Here is a 12,116-nt window from a genome sequence, read left to right on the forward strand (position 1 = left end):
TGAAGTACCTTAGAAAATAACAGTAAAATCTGTGAAGTAAATTTAGGCATAGTCAATACTACTTACTTTGTCATCTAATATATACTGCAAGTCGCATAGGAGATATACTGCGTTGGCAAGGTAAGTACTACTTAAGTAATAGTCCTATTTGTCGCATACTAAAAGTATAACGCCCGTGTTTTTTCTGACACGGGCGTGTTTTATTGGTCTATTTGGGAACTTTATCGAATTTTACGTAATTGCTACCATTCTCGGACTGCCTCATTAATACCTAAGCCAAGACTACGAAGATAACGCATAGTCATTTTTATATCAGAATGTCTACATTGACGGCATACCACATATGGATCCCTTACTATATTATACAGCTCAACGCAGCCTGTATGCTTCCATCCATAGAAAATCAACTCTTTTCGTAGGTTTAACGCAGAAATAACATCCCTATGCCTATCAGAGAAATAAGCTACCCGGGATATTCTTTTAGCACACGTCTCCATATCTTTTCCAAAAATATAAAAATCAGGATTGGCCTTATCTAAGCCCATCTCCATTATAATACTCTCAAGCGATTTTGGTATGGTAATGGAATCTTGGGTACCGGTTTTAGAGACGTGGGATGGTATGGTAATCGTATGGTTCCGCAAATCCACGCATCCTACCTTGAGATACATGAGCTCAGTTCTCCGGATAAAAGCATACCGAACGAATTGAGTGGCATAATAAAGCCTTATGTCATGGGCACGCATATATGCCATGACCAGCTCTGCCTCACGAGAGGTAAAGGCGACGTTCTTGCCTTTTTCCTCCTTAGATTTCTTTACGGCACAGAACGGGTTTGTGGCGATCTGCTCTCTCTCTACCAACATGAAGAAAAGCGTTTTCAAGTAGCTGACCGTATTATTGCAAGTCTTCCCGGAGAAATTACGCTTCATCTTGAGATAATCCACATATTCTAGGGCATGTATTTTCGTAAATCCAGAAGGTTCAAATGTATCATACCCCATATCCTTGCACCATATACCGAAAAATTTCAAGGCATTCCTGTATATCTCGACACTTCTCTTCCTTAGTGAGCAGGATTTTATATTTAGCATATCCTCCAAGGAGACCAATAGATTCCTTCGCTCGGTCTCGCATTTCTGCTCAAAAGGGTTCCAACCCTCATCCTCCAGCATGGATATAACCGTAGCCAAAGCAGCTTTAGCCGCCTCTTGCCGCTCACGTTTCTTCTTGAACCTATTTATCCCTAGCTTATAGCGGAATTGTTTGGTGTCTCCCGTACTCTCATCCTTAGCACGGAAATAGATATACCATTGCTTGCTTAAATCGCCTCCGCAGTCGCAGATTCTCGGTGTACTAAATGTAAAATTATTCATATAGCAATCCTTTTTTTGTGTACTTTAGCTGTGTACTTTTGAATTTCTATATGAATAACTATTTAAATATCAATACTTTAAAAAGTATCGTACGCAGGATGAGACTTGAACTCACACGCCGTAACCGGCACTACCCCCTCAAAGTAGCGTGTCTACCAATTCCACCACCTGCGCATTTTGTAAGGGTGCCCAGAACAGGACTCGAACCTGCACGATCGCAAAACCACTCGCACCTGAAACGAGCGCGTCTACCAATTCCGCCACCTGGGCAATCAATACGAGAAAGAGCGGAAGACGGGACTCGAACCCGCGACCCTAACCTTGGCAAGGTTATGCTCTACCAACTGAGCTACTTCCGCATATGCAACCGTTTTGTTCTCGATTGCGAGTGCAAAGGTAGTGATTTCATTGAAACCACCAAGCCTTTGCGCTACTTTTTTATTAGATTTTTTTGACCAATTCCGTAAATAGTTGTGTCATAACAGCTGCAGCTTTATTAGCCGCTACGATAACATCGGCACCATCATTTACAAAGTCGTCAGCGAAGTGATAACCTTCGTTCGTGATGACAGACATACCGAATACACGCAAGCCCGCATGACGTGCCACGATTACTTCCGGTACCGTACTCATGCCGATCGCATCTCCCCCGACTTTTCCATAGAAAGCATACTCGGAAGGGGTCTCGAAGGAAGGGCCTGTCAAACCTACATATACACCTTTCTTTAACGGGACAGATCGGTAGGCGGCTATTTCTTCCACGTAGCGGATAAATTCACGATCATAAGCACGGGTCATATCCGGGAAACGAGTGCCGAAATCCTCATTGTTCGGACCGATCAATGGGTTCGGCATCATATTGATATGATCCCGGATGATCATCAGATCGCCTACCTTGAACGTATTATTGATACCTCCGGCGGCGTTTGAGACCAAAAGGTTCTTGATTCCTAAGAGTTTCATTACGCGTATGGGAAAAGTCACCTGTTGCATCGTGTAACCCTCATAGTAATGAAAACGGCCTTGCATAGCCAAGACTCGCTTATCCCCTAGTTTGCCACAAATAAAATTCCCCTTATGCCCGGTAGCGGTAGATCTCATGAAATGTGGGATCTCCGCATAAGGTATCACTATAGGGTCTGTTATTTGATCGGCTAAAGAGCCTAAGCCACTACCAAGGATAATGGCAGTCTCCGGGTTACCTTCGATCCGGCTAGCTAAATAGGCGGTCGCTTCCCTATATTGTTCGGTTTTAATCATTTCCATATTTAATCAAATTAACGTTTCATTAAGTTATAAGCTATCTCTGCCGCTTTCTCCATAATCTCGTCCTCTCCCGGTACCTTCTTATTCTCCATCAATATTTTACCATCACAGATAACGGTATCCACGCAACTGCCGTTGGCGGCGTATACCAGATTAGAGACGAAATTGAAGTTCGGAGTAAAAGCGGGGGTGTTGAGATCTATCAAACATAGATCGGCTAAATACCCTTCCTTGATCTGCCCGGCTTTTAAACCGAACATAGCGGCTCCTTCCGCAGTAGCGGTTTGCAGCATCTCATTTGCGGTCAAGGCTTCGGGATCCTTTCGCCAAGCTTTTCCTAATAGGGAAGCCAGCTTCATCGCCTCGATCATATCTAAGTTATTGGAAGAGGAACAACCGTCCGTTCCCAATCCCACGGTAATACCCAATTGGCGCATTTCCTTGAACTTAAAATGAATACCGGAAGCCAGTTTCATGTTTGAGGCCGGGTTATGTACGACTTTCACCTCGTGATCGGCCAACATACGAAGCTCGTCATCATCGATGTAAATTCCATGAGCGATGATCAAGCGTGGAGAAAGCACACCTAACTCATATAAATAACGTACGGGAGTGAGTCCGAATCTATCGAGAGAGTCTTTCACTTCCCCCTCTGTCTCTGCCAGATGCAGATGGATCGGGATTTGGTGTTCCATGGCGAACTGATGCGCCCATTTCAGAAGCTCACCGGAGACGGTATAGATGGCGTGCGGCCCGATCGAGAAGCGAACCCGTTTGCTGTAGTTATCCACGTCTTGGATCAGTCGCTCGTTATGGCGTTTGCATTTCTCCGCCTCTTCCTTATCAAAACCGTCGAAACAAACGCCGGCTATGATACCTCGCAATCCCATCTCCTCCGTCACGTCGGCCGTGGCACGAGGGCGTTGATACATGTCGAAGAAAGTGGTCGTGCCACTCTTTATCATTTCCAAGCACGCTAATCTCGCTCCCCAATAGACATCCTCACGGGTCATTTTCGCCTCATTCGGCCAGATCTTTTGCTCAAGCCACGGCATAAGCGGCATATCATCACCGAAGCCGCGGAACAAAGTCATGGCAGCATGCGTATGAGCGTTCACGAAACCGGGAATGACGGCTTTACGGCTACCATCCAGTATCTTATCGGCAGGAAAAGACAGCCCCGCTCCTATTTGCTTGATCTCTTTTCCTTCGATATAGATATCAATCGTTTTATCGTCAAACAGGACATTCTTTATTAATATACTCATCTTCTTCCCTCTTATTTATATAAGCGGTAGAATTCCGCTACCGACTCTATTCCCTTGAAGAAGATATCCAACTCCTGACTCTCGTTGGGCGAATGGATCGCGTTTTGCTCCAAGCCGAATCCCATCAGTACGGTCTTGATACCCAATACCTGCTCGAATGTAGAGATAATAGGAATGCTACCTCCGCGACGAACCGCCAACGGCTTCTTCCCGAATGCGATGCCGACAGCCTTTTCCGCCGCTTGATAAGCCGGCAAGTCGATCGGACAAACATATCCTTGCCCGCCATGGCTGGGCGTAACTTTCACTTTAACATAAGGCGGAGCCACACGAGTTATATGCTCCTCAAACATTTGGGAGATCTTGGCATGATCCTGATGTGGAACCAAACGAGTGGAAACCTTGGCATAAGCCTTTGAAGGCAATACAGTTTTGCTTCCTTCCCCCGTATATCCGCCCCAAATGCCACAGATATCGAAAGAAGGCCGACAACTATTACGTTCTAGCGTAGAATAGCCTTTCTCTCCGAAAAGAGCGTCTACCCCGATCGCTTTCTTATATTTTTCCTCGTCGAATGGGATTTGGGCGATCATCTCCCGTTCCGCGGGAGATACATCCTCCACGTCGTCATAGAAACTTGGGATCGTGATGCGTCCATCCACATCGGTGATATCTGCCATCAATTTGCAAAGTACATTGATTGGATTCGCTACGGCTCCGCCAAAATGACCGGAATGCAAATCGCGGTTCGGTCCGGTTACTTCTATTTCCCAGTAAGCCAAACCACGTAGGCCTGTCGTGAGCGACGGTGTCTCCGCGCTGACCATGCTTGTATCGGAAACAAGGATTACATCCGCTTTCAATAATTCTTTATGTTTCCGGCAAAAATCTTCCAAGCTAGGAGAACCTATCTCCTCCTCTCCTTCGAAAATGAACTTCACGTTACACTGTAACAAGCCTTCTTTAATCGCTGTCTCAAAACCTTTTACTTGAATCATGCCCTGTCCTTTATCATCATCTGCTCCACGGGCCCAAATGCGTCCGTCCCGGATCACCGGCTCGAAAGGTTCACTCTTCCACAATTCCAAAGGTTCGGCGGGCATTACATCATAATGAGCGTAAACCAATACGGTCGGAGCATTGGGAGATACCACTTTCTCGGCGTATACGACAGGATTGCCTTTCGTGGGCATTACCTCGGCCTTATTTGCGCCGGAAGACAGTAGCACCTCTGTCCAACGTTGGGCACATGCCAACATGTCCGGTTTATTCTCATGCTTGGCACTGATTGACGGAATACGGATTAAAGAGAACAATTCGTCAAGAAAGCGATCCTTATTGGATTCGATATAAGATTTTACTGACATAGCGTTTTTATTTTATCAAGTTTATAAATTGTAGCAAATATAACGAAACAGATGGGGATTGCAAGGGATTTTATGCTATTTTAGCCGTGTGTTACTTAACCCGCGTCACTGCAAGGCGGGTTGCAGTAGACATGGCATGAGAATTTAATTTGTCTTTATTGTTAATTTATGGCATCAAGTATTATGGTCAAACGAATTATCATTATCGGCGCTACCTCCGGTATTGGCTATGAGGTCGCTAAGATCTATTGGAAACGAGGATATCAACTGGGATTGGCTGGCCGTCGGGCGGATCGGTTGGAAGAGTTTCGTAGGCAAGATCCGGAACATATCCGGATAAAGCGGTTGGACGTGACCGCCGAGGATGCCGCCGATCGTTTGGAAGAGTTGATCCGTGATTTGGGAGGAATGGACATCTTCCTGCTCAGTTCAGGGATCGGCAACCAGAATAAACACTTGGACACTTCCATTGAACAAGCTACGATACAGACGAATGTGACGGGGTTTACACGCATGGTACTAGCAGCCTATCGTTATTTTTCCAGTCGAGGTGGCGGGCATATATCCGTAATCAGCTCTATTGCCGGAACCAAAGGATTAGGTGCCGCTCCCTCCTACTCGGCTACCAAACGATACCAAAATATTTATATAGACGCTTTAGCCCAACTTTCCCGTATGGAGAAACAGCCTATTACATTTACGGATATCCGTCCGGGATTTGTCCGTACGGATTTATTGAAAGACGGCAGGAATTATCCTATGCTGATGTCTCCCCAATATGCCGCCCTGCGTATCGCCAACGCTATAGACCGGAAAAAGAGAAGGGCGATCATCGATTGGAAATACGCTATCCTTGTCTTTTTCTGGCGACTGATCCCTGAATGGCTTTGGGAACGGCTACCGATACGAAATTAGAAAAGAAAAATTCCTACCTTTGCGCCCAATTACTAATTTTTAATCTATACAGATGGGTTTATTTATTAAGAAGCCTTTAACGGATTTGATGGCCGAGGCAAATGATTCGGGCAGTAAATCGTTGAAGCGTATCCTTGGCCCGTGGAGTTTGATCGCCCTAGGCGTCGGTGTTATTATCGGCGCCGGACTGTTCTCCATTACGGGTGCGGTGGCCGCCGGGTATACGGGGCCTGCCATTACTTTATCTTTCGCTATCGCCGCCTTGGGCTGTTGTTTCGCCGGGTTATGTTACGCCGAGTTCGCATCCATGATCCCGGTGGCAGGTAGCGCATATACCTACTCGTATGCCACGATGGGTGAGTTGGTCGCTTGGATTATCGGTTGGGATTTGGTGCTTGAGTACTGCGTGGCCGCTACGACCGTTAGCATAAGTTGGAGCCGGTATTTGGTCGTTTTTCTGGAAGGATTCGGAGTACATTTACCGCAAGCCTTGACAGCTTGCCCTTGGGATGGCGGTATCGTGAATATCCCGGCTTTCGTGATCGTGGTGTTAATGAGTATTTTGTTGATACGAGGAACGGAAGGCAGTTCTATCTTCAATGGGATCATCGTATTCTTGAAAGTCTCCGTAGTCTTGGTGTTCGTAGTCTTGGGATGGAAATATATCCGTATGGAGAATTATACGCCTTATATCCCCGCTAATACAGGGACTCTAGGCGAATTCGGTTTCTCCGGTATCCTACGCGGGGCGGCTATCGTATTCTTTGCTTTCCTTGGTTTCGACGCTGTAAGTACGGCGGCGCAGGAAACCAAAAACCCGAAACGGGATATGCCGATCGGGATCTTGATGTCATTGGTGGTTTGTACCCTATTATATATGTTGTTCGCCCACGTGATGACCGGAGTCGTACATTACTCCGCTTTTGCCGGCCAAAATGGGATCGCTCCCGTGGCGATCGCTATCGATCATATGGGGCAAATGGACGCTTCCGGTGTGATCCGTCCGGATTACCCTTGGATGAACCGTGCGATTGTAGTAGCTATTTTACTGGGATATTGCTCGGTTATCATGGTAACGTTATTAGGACAGAGCCGTGTATTCTTGAGTATGAGCCGGGATGGATTGCTTCCTCCCCTCTTTTCCCATATCCATGAGAAATTCCGCACGCCGGCACGAAGTAATTTTCTGTTTATGCTATTGGTCGGCACATTGGCCGCTTTCGTCCCGGCGAGCGTAGCGGGTGAGATGTGCAGTATCGGGACTTTGTTCGCCTTCACGCTAGTTTGCGCCGGGGTATTGATTGTCCGTAAGACAATGCCGGACGCTCCCCGGTCTTTCAAGACCCCGTTGGTTCCGTTCGTGCCTATCGCCGGTATCATAACTTGTCTGGTGATGATGCTTTTTCTCCCGGCTGATACCTGGATTCGTTTGGTATTGTGGATGTTAATAGGTCTGGATATATATGTCTGCTATGGCATCAAACACAGCAAACTGGAACATATGCAAAAACATCGCTCGGGACAGACCATATTGGACATGATCGGTATCATCCTATCCGTGCTTTGCGTGATTACGGGACTTTGGCACCAGCAAACCGTGGGATGGGGCGAGAGCAAAGTCTTATTGATTATCTCATTCGCATTCGCTTTCACGCATCTAGCTTTCTATCTTTACAGACTCGGGAAGCAGTTTACGAGCCTTACCCGTTAGCGATTCAGCACGATTAGTCTCGTTAGCTCACGCGACTAGTCCTGATGATTAACACCAGTAGTGGTGGAGGTTTATGCGAGTCGTCGCGTCACCTTCACCACTACTGGCGTACTATACTTCCCTTGATACGATTTATGGATTCTAGCTCTTAAACGTGAGCTTCTTATTCATCATAAAATTAACGGCTCCATAAACGAAAAGTCCAAGGAACTGCCCCAGATATTCATTTAGATCGATCACCTCCACCATTAAAAGCAAGAACATGAATTGAGTAACGTAAGCGCAGCCAAAAGCGATTAGGAATAAAGGAATCTCCTTCCAGAAATTACCTTTCCCGGAAGAAAATACCCAGTATTTACTACAAAAGAAGTTATTCACCAAGGCGGCCACATATCCAGCCATGTTCGACCACAAGTAATTACAATCCAGAATATCCATTAATATCCAGATTACCAATGCGGTGATCAAAGCGTTAGAAGAACCTACAATGGCGAAACGAAGAATACGAACAGATTCCTTCATGCTGTTAATTATACGTTTCGAATGACAAATATACGGGTTTATTTCTATATTTGCGCTGTACTTTTGATCAAGTATGTAACATTCTTAAAACAATTATGAGTATGATTAGACTAAATGTATTTATTCAAGTAAGTGAGGAGAATCGTCCAGCCGCATTGGAGACAGCGAAAGAATTGGTTGAAAAGTCTTTGAAAGACAATGGCTGTATAGCTTATGATATTTTCGAGAGCTCTACTCGTAGTGATGTATTGATGATTTGTGAGACGTGGAAAGACGCTGAATCCTTATCAGCTCACGAAAAAGCTGAGCATTTCGTAACGTTGGTTCCTAAATTGCAAGGATTAGGCGCGATGAAACTTGAGAAATTTACATTTTAAGGGTTTTATGTAGGCTTATTATTATAAGCTTGAGCATGCTAAAAAATCATAGTTATGAATCCTTCAACTTATAACTATGAATGAAAGAAAACATAACTATGATTTTTTTAGTGTTATCGCTCGTTGATTGAGATATATTCCCTATCGTCCAAAACGTTCTTGTAAGCCGGACGGATGATGCGTTTTCCGTCAAAGTTCAACTCCTCGATACGGTGAGCGGTCCAACCCACGATTCGGGCCATGGCGAATAAAGGCGTATAGATTTCCTGTGGCAAACCGATCATCTCATAAACGAATCCGGAATAGAAGTCCACGTTCGAGGAAACCCGTTTCTTAGTTCCTTTATGCTTGGCGAAACATTCGATCGCTCTTTCCTCTAATAACTCAAGGAAGGCGAATTCCTCAGAGCGACCTTTCTCTTTTGCCAGATCACGAGCCAGTTCCTTTAATACAACCGCACGGGGATCGGAAATCGTATAGACCGCATGGCCGATACCATAGATCAAGCCTGTCTTGTTATAAGCCTCTTTGTTAAGCATTCGCATGAAATAAGTATCGATCTCGTCCACGTTCTTCCAATCCGCGATATTCTCTTTTAAATGATGGAACATATCTACTACCTGAATATTGGCACCTCCGTGCAACGGGCCTTTCAATGAGCCGATACCAGCTGCGATAGATGAGTACGTATCCGTTCCCGTAGAACTAGTGACGCGTACCGTGAACGTAGAGTTATTACCACCACCATGTTCTGCTTGCAATACCAAGAGCAAATCCAACGTACGTGCGTCCAGATCCGTGAAATCACGTTTCAGCATGTGAAGGAAATTTTCTGCGATCGATAAGTTCTCGTGCGGATGACGGATGTGTAAAGAACGCCCCTGTGTGCTATGACGATAAATATTGTAGGCATAAGCGATAATCGTCGGGAACTTAGAGATCAATTCAATAGATTGGCGCATTAAGTTATCTCGGGAGGTGTCGTCCGGGTTTGCGTCGAAGGTATACATCTCCAATACGCTACGAGCCAATATATTCATGATGTTCTGTCCTTCCAGATCCAGAATATTCATCTTGGTCTTTTGCTCCAAGGGCATATTATCGTTCAACAGTTCTTTAAAGGCTGATAATTCCTCTTTATCGGGGAGTTTACCAGAAAGTAATAAATAAGCCACTTCCTCAAAACCGAACCGTTTTTCCTTGATGAAATCACGCGCTAAATCCTCTACGTCGTAACCTCTATAGAATAACTTACCGGGGATCGCTTTAAGACCGCCCTCTGGCAAGCGTTCGTATCCTACTACATTACCGACTTGGGTCAATCCTACTAACACGCCGCTACCATCCTCGTTACGAAGGCCACGTTTCACATTATACATCGGGAAAAGTTCGTTGTCGATCTTGCAAGCCTCTCTGGCAGCCTCGGACAATTTGTAAATTAAATATTCTTTCTTCAACATGACTATACTAATTTAATTGTTTCGATAATAGAGATGATACGATCACCAAATTCTTTGGTGCCGAGAGATTTGCCGTTCGGCATAAAACGAGCCAAGTCATGAGTGGCCTCTCCAGCGGAGAAAGCTTGCTCCATAGCAGATGTAATCAGGTTAGCCGCATCACTCCATCCCATATATTCCAGCATCATCACGGATGATAATAATAAGGAAGAGGGGTTTACGAGATTCTTTCCCGCGATATTCGGAGCGGTTCCATGTGTTGCCTCGAAGATCGCATGACCACTGTTATAGTTGATATTAGCGCCGGGAGCAATGCCAATGCCACCTACCATCGCCGCTAATTGATCGGAGATATAATCGCCGTTCAGGTTCAAGGTAGCGATCACGGAATATTCTTCCGGAATTAATAGAGTGTTTTGCAAGAAAGCATCGGCTATGACATCCTTGATAATGATTTTACCGGCCTTTGAAGCTTCCACTAAGGCGGTATTGGCCGCTTCCTCGCCTTGCTCTTTCTTGATCTTCTCATATTGAGGCCATGTGAAAGTGAGATCCGCAAACTCCCGTTCCGCTAAAGCGTATCCCCATAGTTTGAAACCACCTTCCGTGAATTTCATGATGTTACCTTTGTGTACCAAAGTCACGCTCGGTAACTGATGCAATATTGCGTATTCGATAGCGGCACGCACCAGACGCTCTGTACCTTCCACAGAAACCGGCTTGATGCCGAAAGAGGAAGTTTCCGGGAAACGTATTTTCTTCACTCCCATTTCCTCGGTGAGGAACTTCAATAACTTTTGTGCCTCCGGAGTCCCTTGTTGCCATTCGATTCCGGCATAGATATCTTCCGTATTCTCACGGAAGATATACATATTCACTTTTTGCGGCTCCTTTACCAGAGATACGACTCCTTTAAACCAACGTACCGGACGGAGACAAACATATAAATCCAACGTCTGACGGAGGGCCACATTTAATGAACGGATACCTCCACCAATCGGAGTTGTCAACGGTCCCTTAATACCGACGATGTATTCACGGAATGCTTCCATAGTCTCATCGGGAAGCCAACTTCCGGTTTGCTTAAACGCCTTTTCACCGGCTAAGACCTCTTTCCATTCAATGGAACGGGTTCCGTTGTAAGCTTGCTTGATGGCAGCGTTTACTATCTTTTGGCTAACGGGAGTGATCTCATGCCCTACGCCATCTCCTTCAATATAAGGGATCGTCACGTGATCCGGAACGAAAATATGATTACCTTTCTTTGTTATCTTACTCATGATATCAAGATTTTTTTGTTTGTCTTAGTGAGCTGTATTTAAAGCGGAACCCGCCTTGAACCATTTAATTTGTAAATCATTATACGTATGGTTAACCGGGAATGATTCTTGCGTACCATCCGCATGAAGAAGAACGGCCGTCAACGGTTTGCCCGGCTGAAAATCTTTCAATCCGATGATCGAGATATGGTCATTTTCGCGGATCTTGCTGTAATCCTCCTTATTGGCGAAAGTCAGTGCTAACATTCCTTGTTTCTTCAAGTTTGTCTCGTGGATACGGGCGAAACTCTTGGCTAGGATCACTTTTACATTTAGGAAGCGGGGCTCCATGGCTGCATGTTCCCGGGAAGAGCCTTCACCGTAGTTTTCTTCCGCTACGACGATCGAGGAAATACTATTTGCCTTGTATTGTTTCGCTACGGCAGAAACTGCTTCATATTCATTGTTCAGTTGATTCAATACAGAGTTTGTCTTCCCGTTGAAAGCGTTTACGGCTCCCATCAACATATTATCCGATATCATTGATGTCCCATTAAAATCGGAAAGAGTACTTTGAAATTGTTGAAATTTAGTT

10 protein-coding genes, 3 tRNA genes and 1 pseudogene are annotated in these 12,116 nt (G+C 45.3%); 3 read left to right on the plus strand and 11 right to left on the minus strand.

The features are described 5' to 3' along the window. Positions 1–242: 242 nt before the first annotated feature. The 7 genes from E5342_RS17845 to E5342_RS17875 form a co-directional block, all read right to left on the minus strand. A complete protein-coding gene (locus tag E5342_RS17845; RefSeq protein WP_135959984.1) occupies positions 243–1,376 on the minus strand; it encodes a tyrosine-type recombinase/integrase in 1,134 nt (377 codons plus the stop codon). A 90-nt stretch (positions 1,377–1,466) separates the two neighbouring features. Next, positions 1,467–1,550 (minus strand) — tRNA-Leu (locus E5342_RS17850). A 12-nt stretch (positions 1,551–1,562) separates the two neighbouring features. Next, a tRNA-Leu gene (locus E5342_RS17855) sits at positions 1,563–1,646 on the minus strand. Positions 1,647–1,662: 16 nt separating this feature from the next. Beyond that, positions 1,663–1,735, minus strand: a tRNA-Gly gene (locus E5342_RS17860). Between the two features lie 82 nt (positions 1,736–1,817). Beyond that, positions 1,818–2,642: a purine nucleoside phosphorylase I, inosine and guanosine-specific gene (locus E5342_RS17865; RefSeq protein WP_121736004.1), complete on the minus strand. Its 825-nt coding sequence runs from the start codon at positions 2,640–2,642 to the stop codon at positions 1,818–1,820. A gap of 11 nt (positions 2,643–2,653) precedes the next feature. Beyond that, the gene (locus E5342_RS17870) at positions 2,654–3,910 is read right to left on the minus strand and encodes an amidohydrolase (protein ID WP_121736005.1); all 1,257 of its coding nucleotides are present in this window, start codon (positions 3,908–3,910) and stop codon (positions 2,654–2,656) included. Positions 3,911–3,921: 11 nt separating this feature from the next. Further along, a complete protein-coding gene (locus tag E5342_RS17875) occupies positions 3,922–5,277 on the minus strand; it encodes a dipeptidase (RefSeq protein ID WP_121736006.1) in 1,356 nt (451 codons plus the stop codon). A gap of 183 nt (positions 5,278–5,460) precedes the next feature. Between E5342_RS17875 and E5342_RS17880 the strand changes: the two genes are divergently transcribed. Next, positions 5,461–6,192 (plus strand): SDR family NAD(P)-dependent oxidoreductase, encoded by a 732-nt coding sequence (locus tag E5342_RS17880; RefSeq protein ID WP_121736007.1) that lies wholly within the window; start codon positions 5,461–5,463, stop codon positions 6,190–6,192. A 52-nt stretch (positions 6,193–6,244) separates the two neighbouring features. After that, positions 6,245–7,903 (plus strand): amino acid permease, encoded by a 1,659-nt coding sequence (locus tag E5342_RS17885; protein ID WP_135959985.1) that lies wholly within the window; start codon positions 6,245–6,247, stop codon positions 7,901–7,903. Between the two features lie 141 nt (positions 7,904–8,044). Here the strand turns inward: E5342_RS17885 and E5342_RS17890 are convergent, their stop codons facing one another. After that, complete coding sequence (locus E5342_RS17890) at positions 8,045–8,425, minus strand: GtrA family protein (RefSeq protein WP_135959986.1); 381 nt, start codon at positions 8,423–8,425, stop codon at positions 8,045–8,047. A 101-nt stretch (positions 8,426–8,526) separates the two neighbouring features. Here E5342_RS17890 and E5342_RS17895 point away from each other — a divergent pair, with 101 nt between their 5' ends. Continuing rightward, positions 8,527–8,802, plus strand: coding sequence for a putative quinol monooxygenase (locus tag E5342_RS17895; RefSeq protein ID WP_005856980.1), 276 nt, complete (start codon positions 8,527–8,529; stop codon positions 8,800–8,802). A gap of 113 nt (positions 8,803–8,915) precedes the next feature. Here E5342_RS17895 and E5342_RS17900 read toward each other — a convergent pair whose 3' ends face one another. The 3 genes and pseudogenes from E5342_RS17900 to E5342_RS17910 all read right to left on the minus strand — a co-directional run. After that, on the minus strand, positions 8,916–10,259 hold the full coding sequence (locus E5342_RS17900; protein ID WP_008772165.1) for a citrate/2-methylcitrate synthase: 1,344 nt from the start codon (positions 10,257–10,259) through the stop codon (positions 8,916–8,918). Between the two features lie 5 nt (positions 10,260–10,264). After that, positions 10,265–11,542 (minus strand): NADP-dependent isocitrate dehydrogenase, encoded by a 1,278-nt coding sequence (gene icd / locus E5342_RS17905; protein ID WP_135959987.1) that lies wholly within the window; start codon positions 11,540–11,542, stop codon positions 10,265–10,267. Positions 11,543–11,566: 24 nt separating this feature from the next. Beyond that, a pseudogene (locus E5342_RS17910) lies at positions 11,567–12,116 on the minus strand (aconitate hydratase); the annotation flags it as partial.

Source organism: Parabacteroides distasonis (assembly GCF_004793765.1).
Taxonomy (GTDB): Bacteria; Bacteroidota; Bacteroidia; order Bacteroidales; family Tannerellaceae; genus Parabacteroides; species Parabacteroides distasonis_A.

Excerpts from the sequence above, each read along its gene's own strand:
- E5342_RS17845 (WP_135959984.1), bottom strand. The coding sequence starts at position 1,376 with ATGAATAATTTTACATTTAGTACACCGAGAATCTGCGACTGCGGAGGC.
- E5342_RS17865 (WP_121736004.1), bottom strand. The coding sequence starts at position 2,642 with ATGGAAATGATTAAAACCGAACAATATAGGGAAGCGACCGCCTATTTA.
- E5342_RS17870 (WP_121736005.1), bottom strand. The coding sequence starts at position 3,910 with ATGAGTATATTAATAAAGAATGTCCTGTTTGACGATAAAACGATTGAT.
- E5342_RS17875 (WP_121736006.1), bottom strand. The coding sequence starts at position 5,277 with ATGTCAGTAAAATCTTATATCGAATCCAATAAGGATCGCTTTCTTGAC.
- E5342_RS17880 (WP_121736007.1), top strand. The coding sequence starts at position 5,461 with ATGGTCAAACGAATTATCATTATCGGCGCTACCTCCGGTATTGGCTAT.
- E5342_RS17885 (WP_135959985.1), top strand. The coding sequence starts at position 6,245 with ATGGGTTTATTTATTAAGAAGCCTTTAACGGATTTGATGGCCGAGGCA.
- E5342_RS17890 (WP_135959986.1), bottom strand. The coding sequence starts at position 8,425 with ATGAAGGAATCTGTTCGTATTCTTCGTTTCGCCATTGTAGGTTCTTCT.
- E5342_RS17895 (WP_005856980.1), top strand. The coding sequence starts at position 8,527 with ATGATTAGACTAAATGTATTTATTCAAGTAAGTGAGGAGAATCGTCCA.
- icd (WP_135959987.1), bottom strand. The coding sequence starts at position 11,542 with ATGAGTAAGATAACAAAGAAAGGTAATCATATTTTCGTTCCGGATCAC.